At 63.4% G+C, this 24,074-nt stretch carries 23 protein-coding genes, 1 tRNA gene and 1 pseudogene; 9 read left to right on the forward strand and 16 right to left on the reverse strand.

The window, feature by feature from the left end:
• Both K0F86_RS01395 and K0F86_RS01400 read left to right on the forward strand, forming a co-directional pair.
• A complete protein-coding gene (locus K0F86_RS01395; protein ID WP_219132602.1) occupies positions 1 to 2,031 on the forward strand; it encodes an ATP-binding protein in 2,031 nt (676 codons plus the stop codon).
• Positions 2,028 to 4,604 carry an EAL domain-containing protein gene (locus K0F86_RS01400; RefSeq protein ID WP_219132603.1) on the forward strand — a complete coding sequence of 859 codons (2,577 nt, stop codon included), beginning with the start codon at positions 2,028 to 2,030 and terminating at the stop codon, positions 4,602 to 4,604. The genes K0F86_RS01395 and K0F86_RS01400 overlap by 4 nt, the downstream gene beginning before the upstream one ends.
• A gap of 3 nt (positions 4,605 to 4,607) precedes the next feature.
• On the opposite strand, the gene thiL is transcribed toward K0F86_RS01400, so the two are convergent.
• Positions 4,608 to 5,588 (reverse strand): thiamine-phosphate kinase, encoded by a 981-nt coding sequence (thiL, locus tag K0F86_RS01405; protein WP_219132604.1) that lies wholly within the window; start codon positions 5,586 to 5,588, stop codon positions 4,608 to 4,610.
• Positions 5,589 to 5,677: 89 nt separating this feature from the next.
• Here thiL and K0F86_RS01410 point away from each other — a divergent pair, with 89 nt between their 5' ends.
• Positions 5,678 to 6,286 (forward strand): hypothetical protein, encoded by a 609-nt coding sequence (locus K0F86_RS01410; RefSeq protein ID WP_219132605.1) that lies wholly within the window; start codon positions 5,678 to 5,680, stop codon positions 6,284 to 6,286.
• Here K0F86_RS01410 and K0F86_RS01415 read toward each other — a convergent pair.
• Positions 6,283 to 6,804 (reverse strand): MarR family winged helix-turn-helix transcriptional regulator, encoded by a 522-nt coding sequence (locus K0F86_RS01415; RefSeq protein ID WP_219132606.1) that lies wholly within the window; start codon positions 6,802 to 6,804, stop codon positions 6,283 to 6,285. The two genes, K0F86_RS01410 and K0F86_RS01415, sit on opposite strands and share 4 nt — an antisense overlap.
• Before the next feature lie 122 nt (positions 6,805 to 6,926).
• On the opposite strand from K0F86_RS01415, the gene K0F86_RS01420 reads away from it, so the two are divergent.
• The 3 genes from K0F86_RS01420 to K0F86_RS01430 all read left to right on the forward strand — a co-directional run bounded on the left by K0F86_RS01420 (position 6,927) and on the right by K0F86_RS01430 (position 11,034).
• Positions 6,927 to 8,126 carry an MFS transporter gene (locus K0F86_RS01420; protein WP_219132607.1) on the forward strand — a complete coding sequence of 400 codons (1,200 nt, stop codon included), beginning with the start codon at positions 6,927 to 6,929 and terminating at the stop codon, positions 8,124 to 8,126.
• 34 nt (positions 8,127 to 8,160) lie between these two features.
• Positions 8,161 to 8,523: a hypothetical protein gene (locus tag K0F86_RS01425; RefSeq protein WP_219132608.1), complete on the forward strand. Its 363-nt coding sequence runs from the start codon at positions 8,161 to 8,163 to the stop codon at positions 8,521 to 8,523.
• A 192-nt stretch (positions 8,524 to 8,715) separates the two neighbouring features.
• Positions 8,716 to 11,034: an NADP-dependent malic enzyme gene (locus tag K0F86_RS01430; RefSeq protein WP_219132609.1), complete on the forward strand. Its 2,319-nt coding sequence runs from the start codon at positions 8,716 to 8,718 to the stop codon at positions 11,032 to 11,034.
• 58 nt (positions 11,035 to 11,092) lie between these two features.
• Here the strand turns inward: K0F86_RS01430 and K0F86_RS01435 are convergent, their stop codons facing one another.
• The 4 genes from K0F86_RS01435 to K0F86_RS01450 form a co-directional block, all read right to left on the reverse strand.
• Entirely contained in the window at positions 11,093 to 11,929 is an 837-nt protein-coding gene (locus K0F86_RS01435; protein WP_219132610.1) for a universal stress protein, read from the reverse strand.
• Positions 11,930 to 12,238: 309 nt separating this feature from the next.
• Positions 12,239 to 12,739 (reverse strand): hypothetical protein, encoded by a 501-nt coding sequence (locus K0F86_RS01440; protein ID WP_219132611.1) that lies wholly within the window; start codon positions 12,737 to 12,739, stop codon positions 12,239 to 12,241.
• Positions 12,740 to 12,803: 64 nt separating this feature from the next.
• Positions 12,804 to 13,550, reverse strand: a complete 747-nt coding sequence (locus K0F86_RS01445; protein ID WP_219132612.1) for a M56 family metallopeptidase — start codon at positions 13,548 to 13,550, stop codon at positions 12,804 to 12,806.
• A gap of 7 nt (positions 13,551 to 13,557) precedes the next feature.
• Positions 13,558 to 13,974: a GNAT family N-acetyltransferase gene (locus tag K0F86_RS01450; protein WP_257571934.1), complete on the reverse strand. Its 417-nt coding sequence runs from the start codon at positions 13,972 to 13,974 to the stop codon at positions 13,558 to 13,560.
• Positions 13,975 to 14,120: 146 nt separating this feature from the next.
• Between K0F86_RS01450 and K0F86_RS01455 the strand changes: the two genes are divergently transcribed.
• The 3 genes from K0F86_RS01455 (at position 14,121) to K0F86_RS01465 (ending at position 15,789) form a co-directional block, all read left to right on the forward strand.
• On the forward strand, positions 14,121 to 14,513 hold the full coding sequence (locus K0F86_RS01455; RefSeq protein WP_096237964.1) for an Imm10 family immunity protein: 393 nt from the start codon (positions 14,121 to 14,123) through the stop codon (positions 14,511 to 14,513).
• 69 nt (positions 14,514 to 14,582) lie between these two features.
• Positions 14,583 to 15,161 (forward strand): NnrU family protein, encoded by a 579-nt coding sequence (locus K0F86_RS01460; protein ID WP_219132613.1) that lies wholly within the window; start codon positions 14,583 to 14,585, stop codon positions 15,159 to 15,161.
• 385 nt (positions 15,162 to 15,546) lie between these two features.
• Positions 15,547 to 15,789: a hypothetical protein gene (locus K0F86_RS01465; RefSeq protein WP_219132614.1), complete on the forward strand. Its 243-nt coding sequence runs from the start codon at positions 15,547 to 15,549 to the stop codon at positions 15,787 to 15,789.
• A gap of 577 nt (positions 15,790 to 16,366) precedes the next feature.
• Here K0F86_RS01465 and K0F86_RS01470 read toward each other — a convergent pair.
• The 10 genes and pseudogenes from K0F86_RS01470 to K0F86_RS01510 form a co-directional block, all read right to left on the reverse strand.
• A complete protein-coding gene (locus K0F86_RS01470) occupies positions 16,367 to 16,783 on the reverse strand; it encodes a hypothetical protein (RefSeq protein ID WP_219132615.1) in 417 nt (138 codons plus the stop codon).
• An 85-nt stretch (positions 16,784 to 16,868) separates the two neighbouring features.
• On the reverse strand, positions 16,869 to 17,423 hold the full coding sequence (locus K0F86_RS01475) for a hypothetical protein (protein WP_219132616.1): 555 nt from the start codon (positions 17,421 to 17,423) through the stop codon (positions 16,869 to 16,871).
• Positions 17,424 to 18,273: 850 nt separating this feature from the next.
• Entirely contained in the window at positions 18,274 to 18,483 is a 210-nt protein-coding gene (locus tag K0F86_RS01480; protein ID WP_219132617.1) for a hypothetical protein, read from the reverse strand.
• A gap of 246 nt (positions 18,484 to 18,729) precedes the next feature.
• Positions 18,730 to 19,500, reverse strand: a complete 771-nt coding sequence (locus K0F86_RS01485) for a hypothetical protein (RefSeq protein WP_219132618.1) — start codon at positions 19,498 to 19,500, stop codon at positions 18,730 to 18,732.
• Positions 19,501 to 19,744: 244 nt separating this feature from the next.
• The gene (locus K0F86_RS27270) at positions 19,745 to 20,356 is read right to left on the reverse strand and encodes a RepB family DNA primase (protein ID WP_257571935.1); all 612 of its coding nucleotides are present in this window, start codon (positions 20,354 to 20,356) and stop codon (positions 19,745 to 19,747) included.
• Positions 20,341 to 20,841 (reverse strand): IncQ-type mobilization protein MobB, encoded by a 501-nt coding sequence (locus tag K0F86_RS27275; RefSeq protein ID WP_257571936.1) that lies wholly within the window; start codon positions 20,839 to 20,841, stop codon positions 20,341 to 20,343. Before K0F86_RS27275 ends, K0F86_RS27270 begins: the two co-directional genes overlap by 16 nt.
• A 328-nt stretch (positions 20,842 to 21,169) precedes the next feature.
• Positions 21,170 to 21,583 (reverse strand): annotated as a pseudogene (locus K0F86_RS27895) (relaxase/mobilization nuclease domain-containing protein); the annotation flags it as partial.
• Positions 21,573 to 21,965, reverse strand: coding sequence for a plasmid mobilization relaxosome protein MobC (mobC, locus tag K0F86_RS01500; RefSeq protein ID WP_219132621.1), 393 nt, complete (start codon positions 21,963 to 21,965; stop codon positions 21,573 to 21,575). The gene mobC and the pseudogene K0F86_RS27895, both read right to left, overlap by 11 nt.
• Positions 21,966 to 22,284: 319 nt before the next feature.
• The gene (locus K0F86_RS01505) at positions 22,285 to 23,499 is read right to left on the reverse strand and encodes an integrase arm-type DNA-binding domain-containing protein (protein WP_219132622.1); all 1,215 of its coding nucleotides are present in this window, start codon (positions 23,497 to 23,499) and stop codon (positions 22,285 to 22,287) included.
• A 173-nt stretch (positions 23,500 to 23,672) separates the two neighbouring features.
• Positions 23,673 to 23,759: transfer RNA gene (locus K0F86_RS01510), tRNA-Leu, on the reverse strand.
• Positions 23,760 to 24,074 lie beyond the last annotated feature (315 nt).

Consider the following 24,074-nt stretch of genomic DNA (forward strand, 5'->3'; position numbering starts at 1 on the left):
ATGCTGCGACTGCGTTCCATCCGCCACAAGCTGATGTCGGTGGTCTTGCTGACCACCCTGGTGGCGCTCGTCATTTCGCTGGGCACCATCGTCGTCTACGACTTGCGCGCCTATCACCGCAACCTGGTGGCCGACATCAGTACCCAGGCCGAGCTGCTGGGGCACATGAGTTCGGCCGCGCTGGCCTTCGACGACGAACGTCTGGCGCTGGAAAACCTGAACCTGATGCGCATCCGCCCGCGCGTGACGGCCGGCGCCCTGTACAAGGCCGACGGCAGCCTGTTTGCCAGCTACCGCGCGAACGAGCGCGTGGGCGCGCTGCCGGCGAAGGTGGGCAAGGAAGGCGAAAGCATCGCCGGCAGCTCGGTGGAATTGTTCAAACCCATCGTCGACAATGGCGAGCTGCTGGGCACCGTGTATCTGCGCGCCGATTATGAGCTGGCCGGCCGCACGGCCGACTACCTGGCCATCGCGCTGGGCGTGACGGTGCTGGCGCTGCTGGTGGCTTTGCTGTTGCTGCGCCGCCTCGATTTCGTCATCACGCAGCCCATCCTCGATATCGCCGACGTGGCGCGCGAAGTGATCGAGACGGGCGACTACTCGCGCCGCGCGCGCAAGCTCAGCGACGACGAAGTAGCGCAGCTGGTCGATTCCTTCAACAAGATGCTGGCCGAGATCGAGCTGCGCACGCACGCGCTGGAACGCTCGAATGGCGAACTGGCGCGCGAAGGCGAGCAGCGCACCCAGGCGCAGCAGGAAGTCATGCGCCTGAACCAGGAACTGGAAGTGCGCGTGCACGAGCGCACGATGCAGCTGGAAATGACGAATGGCGAACTGGCCATGGCGATGGAGGAGGCGCGCAGCGCCAACTATGCCAAGTCGGCCTTCCTGTCGTCGATGAGCCATGAATTGCGCACGCCGCTGAACGCCATCCTGGGCTTCGCGCAAATCCTCAGTTCCGACCGCCTGCCGTCGACCCTGGAGCAAAAGAAGGAATTCGCCGGCCATATCCTCAAATCGGGCCGCCATTTGTTGACCTTGATCAATGAAATCCTCGACCTGGCGAAGGTGGAGTCGGGCACGGTCAGCCTGTCGCTGGAACCGGTGGGCCTGGACGCCATCTTGCAGGAATGCCGCGACATGATCGCGCCGCTGGCCAGCCAGCGCGGCATCGGCATGGCTTTTCCCGATGCCTGTCCCCTGAACGTGCTGGCCGACCGCACGCGCCTCAAGCAAATTCTGTTGAACCTGCTGTCGAATGCGCTCAAGTACAACCGCGAGCAGGGGCAGGTGGCCATCGATTGCGCGCCGCACGCTGGCGGACGGGTGCGCATCAGCGTGCGCGACACGGGCGTGGGTCTCGATGCCGAACAGCTGGCGCTGCTGTTCCAGCCCTTCAACCGGCTGGGGCAGGAAGGCGGCACGGAGGAGGGCAGCGGCATCGGCCTGGTGGTCACCAAGCGCCTGGTGGAATTGATGGACGGCAACATTGGCGTGGCCAGTGCACCCGGCGAGGGCAGCACTTTCTGGATCGAGCTGCGCGTGGTCGACGCCGTGCCCATTCCCGTGGCCCCGGTCTTGCCGCGGCCGGACCTGGCCGGCGCGCTGCTCGAGCACAGCGCCCTCGTGACCTTGCTGTACGTGGAAGACAATCCCGCCAACCTGACGCTGGTCGAGGAAATCGTCCGCTACTGCCCGCAATTGCAGCTGCTGACGGCCACGGATGGCCGCCTGGGCGTGGAGATGGCGCGCACGCATTTGCCGCAGCTGATCTTGATGGACATCAACCTGCCCCATGTGAACGGCACGGATGCGCTGAAACTGTTGCGCGCCGATCCGCGCACGGCGCACATCCCCGTCATCGCCCTGACGGCCAACGCCATGCCTGGCGACGTGGAGCGCAGCATGGCGCTGGGCTTTTACCGCTACCTGACCAAGCCGATCAACCTCGATGAATTTACCGAGGCGATCAACAGCACCCTGGCCTATGTGGCGCGGCAGCGCCGGCAAAAGGGAACAGGCGCGCCATGATCAGCCAGGCCGATATCTATGCGGCGAAAATTCTCATCGTCGACGACCAGGAAGTCAATTTGCGCCTGCTCGCGCATTTGCTGGAAAGCGGCGGCTACACGGCCATCAGCAGCACCCTCGACGCGCACGCCGTGGCCGGCCTGCACCAGCGCCAGCAGTTCGACCTGATCATCCTCGACCTGGTGATGCCCGGCATGAGCGGCTACGACGTGATGGATGCCTTGCGCCCGCTGGAGCTGGAAGGCTACCTGCCCGTGCTGGTGATCGCCGCCGACCCGGACGCCAAGCTGGCCGCGCTGGAAGCGGGCGCGCGCGACTTCATCAGCAAGCCCTTCGACGCGCTCGAAGTGCTCACGCGCATCCGCAACATGCTTGAAGTGCGGCTGCTGCACCGCGCCGCGCGCCACTACAACACCTTGCTCGAACGCACGGTGGGCCAGCGCACGGCCGAACTGCAGCGCTTTCGCGGCGCCATGGACGCCACCACCGACGCCATCTTCCTCGTCGACGTGCTGGGCATGACCCTGGTCGACGTCAACGACGGCGCGTGCCGCCTGCTCGGCTATGCGCGCGCCGAACTGCTGGCGCTGGCGCCCGGCACCTTGCTGCCATCGCCGCCGGCCCCGCCCCTGGCCGCGCTGCCGGGTGGTCCGGGCCACCTGGCCACGGAAGTGACGGAATGCGAACTGGTGCGGCGCGACCTGAGCCTGGTGCCCGTGGAACTGGGCTGGCACTGGTATGCGCAGGCGCCCGTGGCCGGCGGCCATGCCACGGGTGGCCTGCTGCTGATCGCCGTGGCGCGCGACATCAGCGAACGGCGCCAGACGCAGGAGCGGCTGAAGCACCTGGCCCATTACGATGGCTTGACGGGCCTGCCGAACCGCAGCCTGTTCTACCAGACGCTGGCGCAGGCGGTCGAACTGGCGCAGGAAAAAAGCTGGCGCATCGTGGTGCTGTTCATCGCGCTCGACCGCTTCAAAAGCATCAACGACACCCTGGGCGCGGCGCTGGGCGACGAGCTATTGCGCCAGTTCAGCAACCGCCTGGTCGAATGCGTGCGCCTGCGCGACACGGTGGGGCGCCTGGGCAACGACGAATTCGCGCTGATACTCACCATGAGCCGCAACCAGCAGGAAGCCGTGGCGGTAGCGAACCAGGTGCGCGAAGCCTTGCGCGCGCCGTTTGACTTGCGCGGCCACGCGGCCACCCTGACGGCCAGCATCGGCATCGCCATGTATCCGGACGACGCCACCGACCCGGAAACGCTGATCAAATACGCGAATACGGCCATGGGCGGCGCCAAGCAGGCGGGGCGCGACGGCTACCGTTTTTTCACGGCCGGCATGAACGTGCAGGTGCTGGCGCGCCTGGACCTGGAACTGGCGTTGCGCCATGCGCTCGAACATGACCAGTTCATCCTGTACTACCAGCCGAAGGTGGACTTGCGCACGGGCCGCATCAGCGGCGTGGAAGCGCTGCTGCGCTGGCGCCGTCCCGGCTACGGCCTGGTGGCGCCGGCCGAATTCGTGCCGGTGCTGGAAGACACGGGCCTGATCGTGCGCGTGGGCGCCTGGGTGATCCAGGCCGCCTGCCGCCAGATCGCCGAGTGGCGCGACAGCGAAGTGGGACCCGTGCGCGTGGCCGTGAATGTGTCGAGCCGCCAGTTTGCCGAAGGCGACCTGGAAGGCGAAGTGACGCGCGCGCTGGCGCAGTACGGCGTGGCGCCGGAATTGCTGGAACTGGAACTGACGGAAACGGCGCTGATGTCGAACGCCGAGCGCACCATCGTCGTGCTGGGCAAATTGAAGAAAATCGGCGTGAAGGTGGCCATCGACGATTTCGGCACCGGCTATTCCAGCCTCGCGTATCTGCAGCGCTTCCCCATCGACAAGCTGAAAATCGACATCGCCTTCGTGCGCAACATCACCAGCAATCCGAACGACGCGGCCATCGCGCTGGCCATCGTCAGCATGGCGCACAGCCTGAAACTGAGCGTGGTGGCCGAGGGCGTGGAATCGCGCCCGCAGCTCGAGTACCTGCGGCGCAACCGCTGCGACGAGATCCAGGGCTTTTATTTCAGCCGCGCCCTGCCGGCGCTGGAACTGGGGCAGATGATCGCCGCCGGCGCCGGCCTGCCGCCCGGCCACGATCCCGCTGCCCAGCCGGCGCAAACCCTGCTCATCGTCGACGACGACGTCAACGTACTGTCGTCCTTGCACCGCCTGTTCCGTCCCGAGGGCTACCAGATCCTCACGGCCAGCACACCGGCCGAAGGGTTTGAAATGCTGGCCCTGCACAGGGTCCACGTCATCGTCTGCGACCAGCGCATGCCCAGCATGAGCGGCACGGAATTCTTGAGCAAAGTCAAAGAGCTGTACCCGGAAACCATCCGCATCATCCTGTCCGGCTACACGGGCCTGGAAGCGGTGCTCGACTCGATCAACCGCGGCGCCATCTACCGTTTTTATACGAAACCGTGGGACGACACCCAGCTGCGCGACAACATCCGCCTGGCCTTCCAGCACTACTGGATGGTGAACCAGCCGGGGCTGGCGCGCGTGGCGGTGCGGTAGAATTTACTCGCTGAAGTGGTCGAAAGAACTCAAGGCCAGATCGAGCGGCTGCCCGGCCGCATCGACCAGCCGCAAGCCGCTAACCGCCTCGATACGGCCCACGCGCGTGACGGCCGTGCCGCAGCTGAGCGCCAGCGCGGCGATGCCCTCGCGCGACGATGGGGGCGCCGTGAAGCACAGCTCATAATCGTCGCCGCCGGCGGCCGTGTAGCGGCGGCGCAAGCTGGTTTCCTGCCGCGCCAGCACGGGGCCGGCCGGCAGGGCGTCGACGTCGAGGGTGGCGCCCACTTGCGACGCTTTCAAGATGTGACCGAGGTCTCCGACCAGGCCGTCGGAAATGTCGATGGCCGCATGCGCCAGGCCCGCTTCGGCCAGGGCGCAGCCGAGCGCCACGCGCGGCGTGGGCGTGTGCATGCGCGCGGCGGCCGTCAGCAGGTCGGCTGGCGCCAGTTCCTGTTCCACGCGGTAGCCTGCCAGCGCCAGGCGCGCGTCGCCCAGGGTGCCGCTGACCCAGATATCGTCGCCCGCCACGGCAGCGCTGCGGCGCAGGGCCTGGCCCGGTGTCAGTTCGCCGAATACGGTGATGCAGATATTCAAAGGCCCCTTGGTGGTGTCGCCGCCGATGAGTTCGCAATCAAAGGCGTCGGCCAGCGCAAACAGGCCTTCGGCAAAGCCGGCCAGCCAGCTGCGCTGCGCTTGCGGCAGGGCCAGGGCCAAGGTAAATGCCACGGGCCGCGCGCCCATGGCGGCCAGGTCGGACAGATTCACGGCCAGGCTTTTATGACCGAGCATGCGGGCGTCGGCGCCGGCAAAGAAGTGCCGGTCCTCGACCAGCATGTCCGACGAGATGGCGATCTGCTTGCCCGCGCCGGGCGTCATCAGCGCGCAATCGTCGCCAATGCCCAGGGTGGCGCGGCCGGGGCGCTGGCGCACGAAATAGTGTTTGATCAGGTCGAATTCGGAAAGCGCGTCGTGTGGGGCCATGGCGTAGTCTGTGCGTTGAGTGATGGTGTGGCCCGGCTATTATAGGCTGGCCTACAATACGGGTCTTTTCCACTGCCGAGCAACTTGCCATGCCCATTCTCGATATTCACGTCTTATTGCAATCCTGGCTCGACCATGGCTGGCTGCGCGACCCGCAAGCCGTCGGCTTGAATACTTTTGAGGCGCAGGAACTGGTGGCGTGGGGCTTCGACGCCATCAGCGACGGCGGCCAGCTGTGCCTGTACGAGGACGAGCGCCTGTTCCGCAGGGGCCAGCGTCCGGTGCTGGCATCGTTCAAGGCGTATCTGCAGCGCGGCCAGCTGGGCGCGAATGGCCTGGACCTCGGTTATCAGGTGCACCTGGCCGGTTTCCTGCGCGCGGCGCGGCAGCCCTTGCCGGCGTTTCGCGTGCTGCTGGAACAGGGCGGGCGCAGCGGCGCCCTGCTGTTCGACAGCGGCCTGGTGCTGCAGTTTGCCGCCAATTTGCGCGGCAAGCCCCGTCATTACTATCTGACCCTGGTCGAGGGGCACGTGGCCGAGGCCCAGCTTCCCGACCGCGACAGCGATATCGACTTGCGCGCCGCCAGCGTGGGCCATGTCCAGGCCCTGTACGACAGCCGCGACCCCGCCGACCTGCGGCGCCTGGCCCGGCGCGGCAATGCGGCGCTGCGCGAGCTGGCGCAGCTGCTCGCTCCTTAAACTTTCTTCGCCTGCGCCATGCCCTGCAGCAGCTTGGCCAGCAACTGGTCGAGCTGGCGCTGCTCGTCCGCGCTCAGTGCCGACAGCATGGCGCGTTCGTTCTCCACGTGCAGCAGCACCAGCTTTTCAATCAGTGCCAATCCCTTCGGCGTCAGGGCCACCAGCACGCCGCGCCGGTCCGTCGGGTGCTTCTGGCGTTCGATCAGGCCTGCCGCTTCCAGCCGGTCGATGCGGTTGGTCATGCCGCCCGAGGACAGCATGGCCGCCTCGTACAGGGCCGTCGGCGTCAGCGCATACGGCGCGCCCGAGCGGCGCAAGGTCGCCAGCACGTCGAATTCGCCCGGTTGCAAGCCATGTTCGGCAAACAGCGGGTTGAGCCAGTCGCGCGCCATCAGCTGGGCCACCGTGCCCAGCTGGCCCACCAGTTGCATGGCATGCGTATCCATCTGCGGCAATTCGCGCTGCCATTGTGCGGCGGCAAATTGCGCGCGCGTGTGTTCTTGCGGGGTATCCGTCATGGTGTATGCATTTATCTCGACATCAAGATAGATTTCTATCTTTATGTTAAGATACTTTTCATCAAGTTATTATGTGACGCATTAAACCATGTGCCTCCCTGCGAGGCAAGGACAACTCTGCCATGCCTGTTGAACGCCCCGTATCTTCCCCGCTGCCCTCGTCCGCCCTGCTGGTGGCCGCCATCATCCTGCTGGGCCTGAATTTGCGGCCCATCCTGGCCGCCATCGGTCCCTTGCTCGACAGCATCCAGGCCAGCACGGGCATCAGCAATGCCGACGCGGGCTTGCTGACCACCGTGCCCGTGTTCGCCATGGGCGTGTGCGCGCTGGCGGGCGCCCAGCTGCAGCGCCGCCTGGGCGTGGCGCGCGGCATCTCGCTGGGCATCGCCATCATCGCTGCCGCCTGCGCGCTGCGCTGGCCCTTGCATGGCAGCGGCGGCCTGATCGCCACGGCAGCTCTGGGCGGCCTGGGCATCGCGCTGGTGCAAGCCTTGCTGCCGGCCTTCATCAAGCGCCATTTCCCCCAGCGGGCGGGCCAGTTGATGGGCTTTTATACGACGGGCATCATGGGCGGCGCGGCCATTGCCGCCGCGTCCGCTTCACCGCTGGCGCAAAGCTGGGGCTGGAACGCGCTGCTGGCCCTGTGGGCGCTGCCTGCCATGGCCGCCGCCCTGCTGTGGCGTCGTGCATCCGCTGCGCGCGTGGACGTGGCCGGCGGCGCGGGCGCCAGCCTGCCCGTGGGCAGTGGCCGCGCCTGGCTGCTGATGGTATTTTTCGGCATCGGCACGGGCGCGTACACCCTGGTGCTGGCCTGGCTGCCGCCGTTTTATACGGAACTGGGCTGGAGCGCGGCCGACAGCGGCTTGCTGCTGGGCGCCCTGACTCTGGTGGAAGTGCTGGCGGGACTGGTGATTTCCAGCATCATCCACCGCTTTCCCGACCGCCGCATCCTGCTGCTGTCCGTTTTGTTGTCCGTGCTGGGCGGCCTGGCCTGCCTGATCGTGGCGCCGGCGCAACTGGCGTTGCCCGCCGTGATCCTGCTGGGCTGCGGCATCGGTTCTCTGTTCCCCCTGTCGCTGATCGTCAGCATGGACCACGTGACGGACCCGGCCGGCGCCGGTGCCCTGCTGGGTTTCGTGCAGGGCGGCGGCTACATCATCGCCAGCAGCATGCCGTTCATCGCCGGGCTGATTCGCCAGCATTCATCCAGCCTGGCCCAGGCGTGGATGGTGATGGCGGGCGGCGTGGTGGTGTTATTGCTGATCGCCGTGCGCTTTGCGCCGGGGGCGCGGCTGGCGTCGTCTGCGGGGAAAGTCGCGTAGGCTGGCGGTTTGTTCTTGAGAGAAAGATGCCGCCATGGCTGACCATATCGCCGCGCCACCCTCGCTGCTGCCCGCCAACCGCCGCATCGTGCTGTCCGGCGAAGATGCGCTGCGCATCCTGCGCGAGATCGAATTCCTGCTGCAGTCGCTGCATCACATCGGCCGCCACTATTATCCCGACGGCGACGATGATGGCGCCGATGCCTTGCGGCGCGCGCAGTATTGCGCGGAGACGACGCGCTTCATCGACGAGGAGCAAGCGACGACGCGCCTGGCGCTGATGCGCAGCATCCTGTCCGCGCCGTTCGACACCGCCCTTGGCGACGACGAGATGGACGATATCGAGCGCGCCGTCGCCGCGCTGCCGCTGTGGCGCGCTCCCGGCGGTCTATCATAAAAACTAATTGAAATATAAAATTTGATAGTTTTTCCTGCTCAGCACGTTTGTGCCGCCGGACGGCCTTACAATGCTAGGTTATGCGTTTTCGTGATATCAGACTGTGGCTAGCGGAAAATACCTAGCTAATTGAAAGAATCGGTCTGATAAAATCCGGAACACCCGATCGACCAAACAGGAAGGCTGCACAGCATGGATTCGTCATCTGATAAAAAAGAAGAATTGCGTCAACAATTGCGCTTGGCCGCACTCGAATATCACGAGTGCCCGCGCCCCGGCAAAATCAGCGTGACGCCCACCAAACAACTGACCAACCAGCGCGACCTGGCGCTGGCCTACTCGCCAGGCGTGGCGGCACCGTGCGAAGAAATCGTCATCGATCCGGCGAATGCCTATAAATATACGGCGCGCGGCAACCTGGTGGCCGTCATCACCAACGGCACGGCCGTGCTGGGACTGGGCAATATCGGCCCGCTGGCCGCCAAGCCGGTGATGGAAGGCAAGGGCGTGCTGTTCAAGAAATTCGCCGGCATCGACGTCTTCGACATCGAAATCAACGAAATGGACCCGGACAAGCTGGTCGACATCATCGCTTCGCTGGAACCGACCTTCGGCGGCGTGAACCTGGAAGACATCAAGGCGCCCGAGTGTTTCTACATCGAGCGCCAGCTGCGCAGCCGCATGAAGATTCCCGTCTTCCATGACGACCAGCACGGCACCGCCATCATCGTCGGCGCGGCCATCCTGAACGGCCTGAAAGCCGTCGGCAAGAAAATCGAGGACTGCAAGCTGGTCGTGTCGGGCGCGGGCGCCGCGGCGCTGGCCTGCCTGGACCTGATCGTCGACCTGGGCTTCCCGCTGAAAAACATCTACGTCACCGACCTGGCCGGCGTGGTCTACAAGGGCCGCGCGGAACTGATGGACCCGGACAAGGAACGCTTCGCGCAAGACACGCCGCTGCGCACCCTGGCCGAGATCATCCCGGACGCCGACATCTTCCTCGGCGTGTCCGCCGGCGGCGTGCTGAAACAGGACATGGTGCGCAAGATGGCGCCGAACCCGCTGATCCTGGCGCTGGCCAATCCGAATCCGGAAATCCTGCCGGAAGAAGTCAAGGCCGTGCGCAGCGACGCCATCATCGCCACGGGCCGTTCGGACTATCCGAACCAGGTCAACAACGTGCTGTGCTTCCCGTACATCTTCCGCGGCGCCCTCGATTGCGGCGCGACGACGATCACGCGCGAGATGGAAATCGCCGTCGTGCACGCGATCGCCGACCTGGCGCATGCCGAGCAGTCGGACATCGTCGCCACCACCTACGGCATCAGCAACCTGTCGTTCGGTCCTGAATACCTGATCCCGATGCCGTTCGACCCGCGCTTGCTGATCAAGATCGCGCCAGCGGTGGCCAAGGCAGCCGAGGAATCGGGCGTCGCCACGCGTCCGATCAAGGACTTGCAAGCGTACGCGGACAGCCTGCAGCAATTCGTCTACCGCAGCGGCACCTTCATGAAGCCGCTGTTCCTGATGGCCAAGTCCACGCCGGCCGAACTCAAACGCATCGTCTACGCCGAAGGCGAAGAAGAGCGCGTGCTGCGCGCCGTGCAAGTGGTGGTCGATGAAAAACTGGCGCGCCCCATCCTGGTGGGCCGTCCGCCCGTGCTCGAAGCGCGCATCCAGAAGTTCGGCCTGCGCCTGAAGCAAGGCGTCGATTTCGACGTCATCAACCCGGACTTCGACGAGCGCTATCGCGATTACTGGAACACGTATTACGCGATGACCAGCCGCAAGGGCGTCACCGAGGAATACGCGAAGCTGGAAATGCGCCGCCGCCACACCCTGATCGGTTCGATGATGATCCACAAGGGCGACGCCGACGGCATGATCTGCGGCACCTTCGGCACCACCCAGCTGCACCTGAAATACATCGATCAGGTGCTGGGCAAGCGCGCCGGCAGCAATGTCTACGCGGCCATGAACGTCTTGATCATGCCGGAGCGCCAGCTGGTGATGGTCGACACGCACGTCAACGAAAACCCGGACGCCGGGCAATTGGCCGAGATCACCATCATGGCCGCCGAAGAGATGACCCGCTTCGGCCTGTCGCCGCGCGCGGCCCTGCTGTCGCATTCGAACTTCGGTTCCAGCGACAGCGCCTCGGCGCAAAAGATGCGCGCCGCGCTGGCCATCATCAAGGAACGCGCGCCGGACCTGGAAATCGACGGCGAAATGCACGGCGATACGGCCCTCGACAGCAAGCTGCGTCAAAAAATCATGCCGAATTCGGCACTGAAGCACGATGCCAACCTGCTGGTCATGCCGAACATCGAGTCGGCCAACATCGCCTACAACCTGGTGAAAACGGCCGCCGGCAACGGCATCGCCGTGGGTCCGATCCTGCTCGGCTGCGCCAAGCCCGTGCACATTTTGACGCCATCGGCCACCGTGCGCCGCATCGTCAACATGACGGCCTTGTGCGTGGTTGATGCCGTAGCGCAACGCAAGGTCTAAGGCTGTCGCTGTCAATTGAAAGCCGCGCCATCCGCAAGGGTGGCGCGGCTTTTTTACGTCAGTGCGCCATCAGCACGGGTAATGTCATCTGGCGCAACACGGTTTCCGTGACGCCGCCCAGCAGGATTTCGCGGAAGCGCGCGTGGCCGTAGCCGCCCATTACCAGCAGGTTCGCATGCACTTCGGCGGCCATGGCCAGCAGCGCCGCGCCGACGTCGCCCGTGGCGACGGCCGGGCGTACCTCGACGGGCACGCCATGGCGGCTCAGGTAGGCGGCGATGTCGGCGCCCGGATGGCGGGCCGGCTGCGCATGGCCGGTCGGCGGATGCAGCAGGGCCAGCACCACCAGGCGCGCCGCGCGCAACAGCGGCAGGGCGTGGCCGATGGCGCGCGTCGCTTCCATGCTGCCATCCCAGGCCACCACCACGGTGTTGCTGACTTCCGCAAACTGGCCGCTGCGCGGCACGATCAGCACGGGACGCGCCGCGTTCAGCATCACGTAGGGCACCAGGTCGCTCATGGCGCCGGGCAGTGCTTCGCTGTCGTCGTGCTGGCTGAGCACTGTCAAGTCGCTGTAGCGGGCGCTGACGGCCATGCCGCCATCTTCATCGTCTTCGATCAGACGCCGTTCGAGCGAGACGGCGCCGGCCTGGCGCGCCAGCGTTTCAAACTGGTCCAGCGCCTGATCCGCCTGCCCATGCAGGGCGTTGATCTGCGCCGCCACGGCGCCGCCGCGCATGCCGCGGTTGTTTTCCAGGGTAAAGCGCGACATGCCCGTCATCGCCGCGCCGATCAGGTGCGCCTGGTGCGCGTGCGCCAGCCGCGCCGCGATGGCGATGCGCTGCGGCGCATGGCGCGACAGGTCGGCGTGGACGAGGATGGATTTATAAGCCATGGTGTCATTCGCTAGTCAGGATGGCAACAAGGCTAGAACGACAACGTGGGCAAGTCCAGCATTGCCGTAGTGGCCAGGGATTTTCTTATGCTGGGCTTGACGTGGGTCAAGAAAACACGGGCCGTGGCCTTGTGCAAGGCGACGGCCAGGAAATTGCGAGCTGTTTGATGTGCATCAAAATGCCTGGCCCACTGCCGGCGATAATGGCATCGAACTCCTTGCCCTTCCAGTGGTCTGCATCGGCGCCGGCGCCATCTGTCCGGCACTGCTTTGTGTGACGCAACAACGCTGGCCGTGGCGGGAGTTCACTTAATTGTAGGGCTGCAAGTCCAGCCACACGGCATACGACAGGCGCTTGCCGTTCCACAGGCCGCCGCCACGGATGACGGCGTCGCACGAGGTCAGCTGGCCCACCAGGTCCATGCGGCCCAGGTTGCGGCGCAGGCGCAGGGCGTCGTTGTGCGACAGGTAACCGACCAGCTGGCCATCGATGAAGACGGCGATGGCCTTGTCCTGGAACGGATTGGCATCGTCGCAGACGAGCAGGGCCAGGCATTTTTCTTCCGCGTTGCCGGGACCGTGTTCGCCGGCCAGTGTGGCGATGGCGCTCTGGTACATCGCTTCGTTTTCCACTTCCGACGCAAAGCGCCCCTCGTCGTTCCAGTGGTGCGCCGGTGCGCCCGCGGGAATCGCCGGCACGTACTGGCGCACCGAGACGAGTGGCTTGTGCAGCGGTTTGACGGGCGTGCGGCCGCTGAAGACGTAGTACAGCAGGGCGATGACGATCACGATGGCAAGCAGGTAAAGCATGGTATCTCTCTGATTTCTAAGGGGGAAGCCGGGAACGCGGGCGCGCCGCGCGGCGTTGCCGCTACTATAGCAAGTTCGCCGCCTGCTTCCCGGTAAATCTGGCCATCAGATGGCGGCGCCGGCGCAGCGCGCGCGGGTCGTTCAGCACGATGGGCGCGGCGCCCGTCAGGCCCGAATAATACTGGCCGTGCCGACGCAGCACCGTGGCATAGTCGCGCCACGCGTGGCCGTGCGCCAGCATGCGCGCGTCGCAATCGACTTCGATGGCAAAGCGCAGCCGGTGCAACTGCCACCACAGGGGCAGGTTCCACGGCATGAGCACGATCAAGGCGTAGGCCAGGGCCAGCAGCAGCGGGTCGCGCGCGGCCAGCCGGCATTGTGCGTGCGCCAGCAGCAGCGCCTGTTGCTGGGGAGGAATCAGTTGCAGCCAGACGGGCATCACGATACGCGGTCGCAGCAGCCCCGCCACGCAAGGGCCAATGCCGCCACTCAAGTACACGGGCGTGCCCAGCAAGGTGCTCTTTTGCCAGCGGCGCTGGTGCGACAGCAGCCAGATGCTGCGCAGCGCCAACATCAAGAGCATGCCGCTGGATAAGACAAACCAGCCCAGTTTCAGCTGTGCCTGCTCCGCCGGCATGGCTGCCAGCACGCCGGGCAGCCATGCCAGGGGCACGATGACGGACGCGGCGATGGCCGCCAGCCACAGCCAGCGCGTCGGGCGTCCGCGCCGCTGCCGCGCGCGTTCGGCGCGCCAGGCGGCGGCGCTCAACAGCAGCGCCAGCGCCATGCTGCATAGCAGCCAGACAGGCATCGGGCGCCTAGCGCTTCAGCGCCATGCCGACCGAGGCGGGCGCCGTGTGCTGGAAGCCGAATTGCGCGTACAGGTCTTGCGCCTGGCCATCGGCGATCAGGCTGACATACGCGCTTTCCGGCACCGCCGTCTCGATGAATTGCATGATCTCGCGCATGATGCGCTTGCCCAGGCCCTTGCCCTGGTGTGCCGGCAGCACGGCGATATCGGTCACCTGGAAGAAGCAGCCGCCATCGCCGATGATGCGGCCCATGCCCACCACGGCGTCGCCATGCAGGATTTGCACGGCAAACAGGGAGTGTGGCAAGCCCTTGGCCGCCGCGTCCGTGCTTTTCGCGCTCATGCCGGCGGCCACGCGCAGCTGCTGGTAGGTGGCGATGGAGGGGATGGCCAGGCGGGTGGTGTAGGGCGATGCTGCGGTCAAGGCTGTCTCCTGTCGAAATAGTTGGAGCGGCAATTATAGGCGGCGATGGGCTTGCGGGGCGGCACGCTTTATTCGCCCGTGCCTATGTCGTGCGCGCCGCTTTTGCGCTATGGTGGCGTCATCCCTCTATTTGTTGAAAGCACGCCATGTCCGCAGGATTTACCGCCACCGAGTTGTCCGTCATGAATGAAGACGACGCCCTGATCACCACCCTGGCCGCGCCGGCCGGCAAAGGCGAGCCCGTCTACCTGATGTTGCAGCGCGCGGACGAGTATGACGAGCAGGACGTCGCCATGGGCATGGACGAACCGTATATTGAATACTGCGGCCAGGAATTTGCCTGGTATGGCCACATGCACGCCGTCATCCTGCATCCGAACCGCTTGTCCGTGCAGATGGATGCCGAGGCGGCCATGCAGATGGATGACGACGGCCAGATCGACGTGCGTTTCAATTTGACGCCGGAGCGCTACGCCCAGCTGCAGCAGGCGCTGCGCACCACGTTCGAGGGCTGCGACTACTATCGCGAGGAACGTTGATCTGCACGGACGACGCCGGCCATGGCGTCGTCTATGCTCGGTAGCTGCTATTGACTGCGGGAGAAGACGATGACGGTGCTGATACTCGGTTTGCTGCTGTTCCTGGGCTTGCACTCGGTGCGTATCGTCGCCGATGGCTGGCGCAGCGCCCAACTGGCGCGTCTCGGCGAAAAGCGCTGGAAAGGGCTGTATTCGCTCGTGGCGTTTGCCGGGCTGGGCCTGATCATCTGGGGCTATGCCCTGGCGCGCCAGCACGCGCTGGTGCTGTGGACGCCGCCCATGGGTTTGCGCCACGCCAGTGGCCTGCTGATGCTGTTCTCGCTGATTTTATTGGCGGCGGCCAATGTGCCGCGCAACCGCATCAAGACCTGGGTGCACCACCCCATGCTGCTGGGCACGCAACTCTGGGCCGTGGCGCATCTGCTGGCCAACGGCAGCGTGGCCGACGTGCTGCTGTTCGGCGGCTTCCTCGCCTGGTCGTCGGTGGATCTGTATGCCGCCGTGCTGCGCGACCGCGCGGCCGGCGTGGCGTACCCGGGCGGCACCATGCCAGGCACCCTGATCGCCATCGGCGCTGGGGTCGCGCTGTGGCTGCTGCTGGCGTTTTGGCTGCATGGCGTGCTGTTTGGCGTGCGGCCGTTTGGTTAAGTACTAGCCTTAGGCAGCAGCTTCCCTGCTGCTGTGCCCGCTCCCTTGTTCCCGCCTAATCACGGCAAACAGATAGCCAAATGATCATCTTGCATGGTTTTCAACTGGGACATTTTGTCTCAATGTATGGAAATTGTTTTGAAGTAGTATGCTTCAACACGTGCGGCAGCATCCTTGCATGGCAGTCGCTGACGTTTTCTCCTCTCTCATCCGCATTCGGCCAATCACTGCGCCCGATGCCATTGTTATTTCATAGGTAGATATAATGAAAGAGTCAAACAGGATGTCTGGGGGGGATGGTTTGCACAGAAGCTGCTGACGCAGCGTTTTGAGGCAGTGCTCCTCACGATAGATAGTGTCAAGTAATAGACTGGAAATACGCAAAATGATCGATTGGACCCCCATAGTCTTCGTGACATTCAAGGCTTTCGTGCTCTGCACGGGCATGTTCTTCGCCATCAAGTGGCATTACGATCAAGGGAAGAAGGATAAGGATAAGGCGAAGCAGAACCGCGCGGTGCTGCGCGCAAGCGGCAAGGTGGTCGCAGTCTTCATGCTGTTGCTCCTGGCCTTGGGGATCGTCACCTTCTTCGTTGTCAGGATGGCCGGTCTGGAAATGAGCTACTGATGATGGCAAGGAATCGTCGGCCGCTATCCAGTGATGCGGCGGCACTTCCCCGCTGCGGCTCATAGCTCGCCTCGCTGCAGCGCAGTAGCGCTTCCCGTTCGACCGCCCAAGCGGCGACTTCTTGGGCGTAATGTGCAGCTCTATCGGGAATAAACGCTGGTGTTCGGAATGAGCGGACAAGAAAAAAGCCACTAAATCCTTGATTTTATTGGATTTAATGGCTTTATCGGTACTTCTTTGATGTGTTCTGTGGGGGAGCCGGAATCGAAAGCCGCTATGAGAATTCAGCGAATATCCAAAAATACCATCATAAATACCATCATTGGAGAAAAAGTTCTTCGTTACCATTCCACTTGGAGCGGTTGCTGGTGACTTCAGACAAACAGTCTAGTACAAAAAACGTCAAATGCTAGTACTCCCGATGAATTTTTTTGATTTTGTATTTTCCTCCCAGCAAGCATCGGCAGCGAGGGAACACTTTCTTGAAAAGCATGGCCGAAATTACTGCGAGTTGCTTTGAGGCCGCAGCTTCCCACTGCGGTGTCCGCTTACGCCCCAAAGCCGACACTCATAATTTCTAGATATTTTCCTCGATATCGTCTTGCGTCGGGTAATGCGAGACTGCTAACCCCAGTCCTAGCTCAGCAACATGCTGCACGAACGTAGACGAAAAATAGCTGGTTTGAGTTACAAATCCTGGGCGTGTCGACACTGAAAAATCTAATGTTGCGTTCGCGACACCTGCAGCCGACACAAGTATGGAAATTGCGTTGTAATTCGTCGCCAGATACAACTCAGCATCGATGATTTGACGTGCGAAATCTTCAATTTCGGCATCACTAACATCGAAGTTAGCACCTGAATCAGTATGGAATCGGCCCTTCAAAAATCGCTCTTCTCCCTTTCGCCAACTAACGATGGGGATTAAATTTTGCCTTTGAAGCAGAGCATCGATATCAAGATGCTCACCGGACACGCTCAACACGCAGGACATCGCTATCTCCATTTCATGAATGACCGGAAGTGGCCGGTTGCCGTCGTTGGCGGATTATGCCCCAAAGCAGACGTCTCAGCACTCCTCAGGAACGCGCGGTCTCCAACGGCTTTGCGTCTGGGTATCGTATCAAGAACGAATGGATGGCTTGTTCAGGCAGGTTGATCAGAATCGTCCCACTGCTGTCCCAACACGCGATCTCGAACAACGCGCCCTCTAGTTGCGGCTTCGGTTCCGTACCATCCCAATACTGCGGATTGTCCTCGACGTATGGCGCGGGAGCAGGTATCGGACGAAGCCCCTTAGGTACCGCGCTGAATACTGCCCAGATAAACTGGACCTCATAGGCATGCAGGAAGGCTGCAAGCTCGTCGCCAGTGAACCATTGATCATCCGGCGAGAAACCTGGTGGTCTCCAGTTCGTTTCGATGTCGCTGACGTACCAGTCATAGTCTTGCGGCGCAATGTTGGCGGCCTCGAACACGTCGCGCATGTTCGTGTACCAGCGGACTTCACTCGTTTTTTCAAGGATGATGTTCTTCATGTGGCTCTTAATCTTCGAACGTTGAAAGACCGCTTCTGGCCGCCTGCCGTCGTTGGCAGGTTCCGCCCCATTACGGGCGTTCACCAGGGTATTCATCCAACCAACCTTTCGTCACATTATTGCCATAAAGTCACTTGTTGCTTTGGATCAGTCTGAATGAACCATGCCGTCCCAACCTGGGGGGGGCGCTGTCCCGGGCCATCGTGAGTCGACCTTGGGCTCGTTCGCACACAGGGAGTTCATAACGAATTTACCGCTTGGCACTGCGCGACAGTTCCATCTCATATCGCCTCGATGAGAAATTTCGTCCCATGCCACGCCTGTATCGCTCGGCAAGGGGAGGCGTAAATTTTCCTCGCCTGGGAATGTGTACTCCGGGGCTTTAGTCACGTCAGCGGCCCACGGTGCAACATTGGCAAAAGGGACAGGCGCCGCTTTGGGTTGAGAGGCGGAGCACCCGTAGAGCGCACTGGTCACTATGACGGCTAATATGGTCCCAAAATACTGATTCATCGTAATGACGTCCTGTTGTTGAATTCTTGCCCGATCCGGGAGGTGCCGCTTCGGGCTGGCTGAAGCCTGATGCGACTGGCAACTTGCAACACTAAGTAACTGATTTCTTGCATGGAGAATGCATCAGCATGAGCTCTTCTCCGCGCTGTTGTTCCAGCCGAAGCGGAAACTGCCCGGCAAGCGCGGCACTTTACAGCGCCAGGCATGTTAAGCCGCCCGGGAATGAATGCTTCTTGCCGATTGCCTTAAAAAACATAGCTACCTTGACGTTAAGATAGAAATCCTGCCAACCTGAACTGGCCAGAACCGCCGCTATGGAACGAACAGCGACTGATTGGAGGTCTGCGTCCTCCTGAAAATGTCGTCGTTCGTTTTTTTCAACACGATAGGCCGGTAGCCGTCATTGGTAGGTTCCGCCCCAAAGCGAACACTGCTATACGCGCTTAATGTTGTGAATCTGACCGCGCTTTTGAAGCATCTTGGAAGCCGCGACGGCGAGCGCCTCATCCTCAATGATGCGTGCCATTAGACCACTACTCTCATCAAGATAGCCGACGAGATGACTGCCAAGGGAGAGCCAGCGGTCTAAAGTTATGCCATTAACCGTCAGTGCTTGAATTACATCTTCGTCTTTAATTTTCACGATGCAACAATATCCTGTTTTGGTCGTTTCTCTACAAGGGCGGTTTTGAAAGACCGCTTGTGGCCGGTAGCGGCACCAGAGCATAGCGGATTGCCAATCAGAAAATCTCACACATTGTCACGCTGGTTCGAATGGCCGCTTCTGGCCGATATCAGTTAGCGCTCCTGAACTTAAATATCGGCGCGGGTTGTTCGACCTAAGCGTCAAGATTGCGGAAATTTTCGTATGACATTGGCCACGCCAGTCTCAATTTTTTACCGTATCGGCGGCGGTGGCGTCATTCGGCATCGCGAACTCAAATTCCACGAGCGTGTCATCCGGCCAGCTTTGATCATGCAGCGGTGGTGCATAGCGCGCGCGGTCCTTTGCATCCAGACGCTCTGCCGGAAGCCTTTCGCGGCGCGAACCCGACACCAGCGTAGCACCCGTTATGGGGACGTTAGACGAATAAAAAACCCGGCTTCTCGATGTATGACAAACTCCGCCTAGAGGGACTAGATAGGCCAGCTTGATCAACGACGCGTCAAATTTGTCGACGGCCCATCGCACTTCGCATTCCAGACGCAGATCACCCAGGCGCCTTGTTCCGAGAGGGATGCCAGCGGTATGGATGTCAGGCCGCCAACGAAATAATCCCTTTTTGGTGCTGAGCCGGAGATCGGCATCATCTTTTGCTGCCGACTCGTCGCGGGGTACTGAAAAAGTCAGGTCGGCTGCAATCGGAACTTCGATGTTCACATTATCCCCGACGATGCGAAGTTTGAGATCGGATGCCGTCAGCCGAGGCTGTTGCGGGCGTAAAATAAATTTCAGCTGGGCTTGCGGCGCCAGAGAATGGTAGCGGTCGAATGCATCTATACCATCCAGCATTTTCCGGTACGGTTTCCAGTCCGGATCTCTGCTACCCGCCACAGTCACTTGTTGAGTTGATTCGGGAGGGGGCTGTTCGGTGCCGGATTGCGCCATGACGGAACTGGATACGGACAAGAGCAGGATGATCGGGAGAGCGATATGCATAAAGGCACAATCATTTTTGTTAGAGGGCGAACTCGATTGAGGGAAGGTCGGCTTTTGGCCGCTTGCCGTCGTTGACCGGTTGAATCCGCAGCCGACAGCCGTCCCCGAGAATAGCAAATTGCCAAACAGAAAACTACACGCATTGTCACGCCCGGGGAAATGGCTTTCTCATGCGCCAAACGTTCGTCACCATGTCGAAATGCAACCGGTAAAGCTGCTGCTAAGGCCGCCAGCACCTGGCCGGTTATCTGGCGCGCCCGCTTGAGCGTTTCCGGACGGCGCCCTGCGGCATGGACAGCCTGGGCGGCGGTGGCAGGTCCGGCAGGTGCGCCATGCGCTCCAGGCAGGGCGCTGCAGCGGTTGCCACTGCTCCATTCGACGCTTGCAGCAGCGCATAGCGTGCCGCTTGCCCTTCGGCCATGCCCGGCGCGTGGCAGGTCAATCCGGCCAGCGCGCCAAATTCGGCGACCGTGATGGCGCTGCCGCTGCGGCAAAGCTCGGCCGCCAGGCGGGATGCCGCCTGGCCGCGCAAGGCGTCGGCGACTGGCTGGCCGGACAGTTTGATCCAGGCCTGGAAGCGGCCATGCTGCACCTCCACCACGGCGGCGCCCTGCCAGCCGCGCGCGTCCAGGCGCTGCAAGTCGGCCTGTTGCAGGCCGTCGAGCAGCACCAGGCCATGCGGGCCTGCGGGGCGCACGGTGACGTCGTAGCTGCGCGCATTCATGCGCTTGAGCCAGGCCAGGCTGCGCAGCAGTTCCAGCCCGCTCCACTGCCGCGTCTCTTGCTTGCCGTTTTTCGCCTCTACCAGCCTGACGATGAACTGCGCGCAGCCCAGCGCCGTCATTTGCCCGCGCACGGCTTCCAAGCTGCGGTCGCGGGCCGGATCAGCGCGGCCAGCTGCTGCGCGTCCAGTACGTTCTGCAGCCTGGGGGCAGGTGCCAGCCAGAGCCACAATGCGCTGGCGAGCAGTCCCGTCATCATGCCCACCAGCGCGGCCAGCAGGTACTGGCGCTGCGACAGCGTACGGCTGCTGCAGTCGATTGCCTGGGCGCTCTCGCGCGCCGCTTGCTCCGCGCTGCGCCAGGCGCTCGTCGCCGCCTCGATCTGGCGCCGGAACTGCTCGCCCTGGCGCGTGCCGTCGAGGCCCAGCTGCTGCATCGTCTGGCGCGCCTCGTCCGTCAGGGCCGCCATCGCCTGCGCCAGCGGCTCCAGGGTCGCCGCCAGCTCCTCGGCGCTGGCCAGCTTCGCCTGGTGCAGCTGCGCCATCCTGCACGCCAGCGCGTCCAGCTGCGCCGTATTCTCGGCAGTGGCCAACCGCCGCAAGGTCTCGCTCTTTGTCATAGTGGACTCCTCGTTTCGCCAATCCCATGGGACTGTATCCGCGTCCCAGGTCGCTGCCCTTCATCAGCACGCCATCGAGGCGGTAGGACAGGCCCGCCAGGGTGCTGTCATTGCGCTGCGTCACCGGCACCAGGGCCACGCCCGCCGCTGCCAGGCGCTGCATGAAAGCGGTGAAACTGCCGCAGCCGGTAATGGCGGCATCGCACAGCTGCTGCAGGCGCTGCCGCGTCGAGGCGATGCCGGTGCGCAGGCTTGCCTCGATCTCGCCCCGGCTCGCCGCGCGGCGCGGCGCCTCGACGGAGGGCCGCAGCTGCTGCAGGCCAAAGTCGCGTTCGACCGCGCGCATGATGACTTCCTGGCGCCGGTAGTCGTGGCTGTCGCTGGCCACGCCACCATCGCAGCGCACGCGGTTGACCAGCAGGTGCACGTGTTCATGCCGGGTGTCGGCATGGCGCGTCAGCAGGTACTGGTTGTCGTCCAGGCCCATGCCCGCCAGATAGCGGCCCGCGATCTGCGTCCACTAGGCGTCGGACAGCTGCTCTCCCGGCGCGGCCGACAGCGACACGTGCAGCACCGCCTTGCCCAGGCCTGGGCGCAGCTTGCGCACGGCGCCGAATTCCTGCGCCAGTTCGCGCGGCGTGCGGCCGGTCATGTTGGTGTCGATCACGCGCGCCTGCTTCTTGCCCAAGTCATAGGCCAGCACGCCGCGAAAGCCGCGTCCCTTGATGGCCTTAGCGATCATCGTCCTGCTCCTTCACGCCCAAGAGTGCCAGCCGCAGGCGGCGCGTTTCCGCGATCAGCCGCTGCAGCAGGGCGTCGGCCACGGCGACGCGGCCACCCTCGTTGGCGAGATGGGTCAACTGATTCAGGTTGGACGCCAGGCGGGCCAGTTCCACGTAGTGTTCGCGGTTGATGGCGGCGACCGGCGGCGCGGGCAAGGCGCGCGCCAGCGCTGCGGCGCGCAGCCATTGCGCGGGACGCATCTGCATGCGGGCGGCGCGTTCCAGCAGCGCCGCATGTTCGGCGGCCGAGACGCGCACGCCGATGGTGGCGCCGCGCACGGCGGCCGGGTCGCCTTTCGGGCGGCCGCCTTGTCGCTTGCGTGGCGTGGTCTCGGCGTGCATCGATGCTCCTGGCGTGGTGGGCGAGCGCAGCGAGGATGGCCCCGCAGGGCAAGCCGGTTTGAGCGAAGCGAAAACATGGCTTGCTCCTCGCCAGCCCACGCGCCTGCAGCTCCCCGGTCTTTAATGTAGGCGCGGGCCAGCCGCTTTCCTTACGCGATATCAAACAGCGCGGGCGCTGTCGCGAAACAGGACGACGGCGGATGCGGGTGGACGCACGCCGTGTCGCCCATCGTGGCGCGCAGGCGACAGGCATGCGTATCGCGGCACCTGTTCCTGCCAGCGCCACCACTGGTTTTCTTTCTCCAGGCGGGCGTCGGCGTCAGGCTTGCGCTGGCGGCGTGGCGACGCCGTCGCGCAGGGCGTCGAGATAGTCGGCCCAGCGCTGCATCATGGCGCGGCGCGCAGGCAGGTGCGCCGTGCGGTTGTAGGCGCGCCCGTTCGGGTCGATCACGCTGTGCGCCAGCTGGTGCTCGATCAGGTCCACGCGCTCTTGCAGCACTTCGTCGAGGATGGTGCGGGCCATGGCGCGGAAGCCATGGCCGGTCATGACTTCCTTGGCATAGCCGAGGGAACGCAGCGCCGCATTGATGGTGTTTTCGCTCATGCAGCGCTGGCCGCTGCGCAGGCCGGGAAACACGTAGCGGCCTTCGCCGGTGACAGGCTGCAGCGCGCGCAGGATCGCCACGGCCTGTGTCGGCAGCGGCACCAGATGTTCGAGCTGCATTTTCATTTTCCTGGCCGGGATGCGCCACTCGGCGGCATCGAGATTGATTTCGCTCCATTCGGCGGCGCGCAGTTCGCCGGGACGCACGAACAGCATGGGCGCCAGTTTCAGCGCCGCCACCGCCGTGGCGTGGCCCTGGTAGCCGTGGATGGCGCGCAGCAGCGGCGCGACATCGCCCGGTTCCGTCAGTGCCGGGTAGTGTGTTCTCGGCACCGGCGTCAATGCGCCTTTCAGGTCCGCCGTGACGTCGCGCTCGATGAGGTCCATCGCCACGCCGAAGCGCAGCACCTGGCCGCACAGCTGCTTGATGCGGTGCGCCGAATCGATCGCGCCGCGCGCCTCGACGCGCTGCACCACGCGCAGCACGTCGCGCGGGCGGATGGTGTTGAGCGGCATCTTGCCCAGGTAGGGGATGACGTCGCCTTCGAGCCAGTTGCCGACTTTCTTTTGCGTGCTGGCGCTGCCGTTGCGCTGGATGGTGAGCAGCCACTGGCGCGCCAGCTTGTCGAAGGTATTCAAGGCAGCGCTGCGCTGCTCAGCCTTCTGCGCGCGCTTGACGGCGTTCGGATCGATCCCTTCGGCCAGCGCCTTGCGCGCATCTTCAGCCTTGCGCCGCGCCTGGGCCAGGCTCACGCGGGGGTAGACGCCCAGGGCCAGTGTCTTTTGCTTGCCTGCATGGCGGTAATTCATGCGCCAGTACTTGCCGGTACGGGTGACCAGCAGGTACATGCCGTACAGGTCGGGATACTTGTCGCCGCTGGGCGTGCCCTGGTAGACGGCATGGCGGAGAAACAGATCGGACAGTGGCATAGCGCACTCCCTGATGGTATTTTTTTAGAGAAAATCCTAAATCCAGCAAAAAGTACCAACAAAGTTCATGGCTTTTAATGTACGCCGATGGACAAACACGGACAACAAAAAACCCGCGCTCCTATGACGAAGGCGGGTTCCTGGATATTTTTCGAGCTTTTACTGCTGTGTTCTGGTGCCGGGAGCCGGAATCGAACCGGCACGCTGTTTCCAGCGCGGGATTTTGAGTCCCGTGCGTCTACCTATTCCGCCATCCCGGCAACGCGAGACGCATTATCGCTGATTTGTCACAATCTGGCAAGTTTTATGCTTGGCGCGTGTTTTACACCAGCATTGAGCATCCTTGAAGGCGCCGATTCCAGCGCAAGAAACGGAGTGCCGCGCCTGGCCAGCCGTTCTAGTGGTGCGCGGGCATCGATACCAATCTCCCCAGTGCCTTCCTGGTGGCCAAGTAGCAACTGCCTGCGATGGCGGCGTATCCATCTTGTGGACATCAACGCGGTGCCGGAAACGCCGACGGCCCGGGGATGAGCCGGGCCGTCGGTGTGGTGCAGCTTGCCTTACGCTACATCAAG

Origin of the sequence: Janthinobacterium sp. UMAB-60, from assembly GCF_900095235.1 — a bacterium.
GTDB lineage: Bacteria > Pseudomonadota > Gammaproteobacteria > Burkholderiales > Burkholderiaceae_D > Janthinobacterium.

Bases quoted from the DNA above. Each gene is read 5' to 3' on its own strand.
- K0F86_RS01395 (WP_219132602.1), top strand. From the start codon at position 1: ATGCTGCGACTGCGTTCCATCCGCCACAAGCTGATGTCGGTGGTCTTG.
- K0F86_RS01400 (WP_219132603.1), top strand. From the start codon at position 2,028: ATGATCAGCCAGGCCGATATCTATGCGGCGAAAATTCTCATCGTCGAC.
- thiL (WP_219132604.1), bottom strand. From the start codon at position 5,588: ATGGCCCCACACGACGCGCTTTCCGAATTCGACCTGATCAAACACTAT.
- K0F86_RS01410 (WP_219132605.1), top strand. From the start codon at position 5,678: ATGCCCATTCTCGATATTCACGTCTTATTGCAATCCTGGCTCGACCAT.
- K0F86_RS01415 (WP_219132606.1), bottom strand. From the start codon at position 6,804: ATGACGGATACCCCGCAAGAACACACGCGCGCGCAATTTGCCGCCGCA.
- K0F86_RS01420 (WP_219132607.1), top strand. From the start codon at position 6,927: ATGCCTGTTGAACGCCCCGTATCTTCCCCGCTGCCCTCGTCCGCCCTG.
- K0F86_RS01425 (WP_219132608.1), top strand. From the start codon at position 8,161: ATGGCTGACCATATCGCCGCGCCACCCTCGCTGCTGCCCGCCAACCGC.
- K0F86_RS01430 (WP_219132609.1), top strand. From the start codon at position 8,716: ATGGATTCGTCATCTGATAAAAAAGAAGAATTGCGTCAACAATTGCGC.
- K0F86_RS01435 (WP_219132610.1), bottom strand. From the start codon at position 11,929: ATGGCTTATAAATCCATCCTCGTCCACGCCGACCTGTCGCGCCATGCG.
- K0F86_RS01440 (WP_219132611.1), bottom strand. From the start codon at position 12,739: ATGCTTTACCTGCTTGCCATCGTGATCGTCATCGCCCTGCTGTACTAC.
- K0F86_RS01445 (WP_219132612.1), bottom strand. From the start codon at position 13,550: ATGCCTGTCTGGCTGCTATGCAGCATGGCGCTGGCGCTGCTGTTGAGC.
- K0F86_RS01455 (WP_096237964.1), top strand. From the start codon at position 14,121: ATGTCCGCAGGATTTACCGCCACCGAGTTGTCCGTCATGAATGAAGAC.
- K0F86_RS01460 (WP_219132613.1), top strand. From the start codon at position 14,583: ATGACGGTGCTGATACTCGGTTTGCTGCTGTTCCTGGGCTTGCACTCG.
- K0F86_RS01465 (WP_219132614.1), top strand. From the start codon at position 15,547: ATGATCGATTGGACCCCCATAGTCTTCGTGACATTCAAGGCTTTCGTG.
- K0F86_RS01470 (WP_219132615.1), bottom strand. From the start codon at position 16,783: ATGTCCTGCGTGTTGAGCGTGTCCGGTGAGCATCTTGATATCGATGCT.
- K0F86_RS01475 (WP_219132616.1), bottom strand. From the start codon at position 17,423: ATGAATACCCTGGTGAACGCCCGTAATGGGGCGGAACCTGCCAACGAC.
- K0F86_RS01485 (WP_219132618.1), bottom strand. From the start codon at position 19,500: ATGCATATCGCTCTCCCGATCATCCTGCTCTTGTCCGTATCCAGTTCC.
- K0F86_RS27275 (WP_257571936.1), bottom strand. From the start codon at position 20,841: ATGACAAAGAGCGAGACCTTGCGGCGGTTGGCCACTGCCGAGAATACG.
- mobC (WP_219132621.1), bottom strand. From the start codon at position 21,965: ATGCACGCCGAGACCACGCCACGCAAGCGACAAGGCGGCCGCCCGAAA.
- K0F86_RS01505 (WP_219132622.1), bottom strand. From the start codon at position 23,499: ATGCCACTGTCCGATCTGTTTCTCCGCCATGCCGTCTACCAGGGCACG.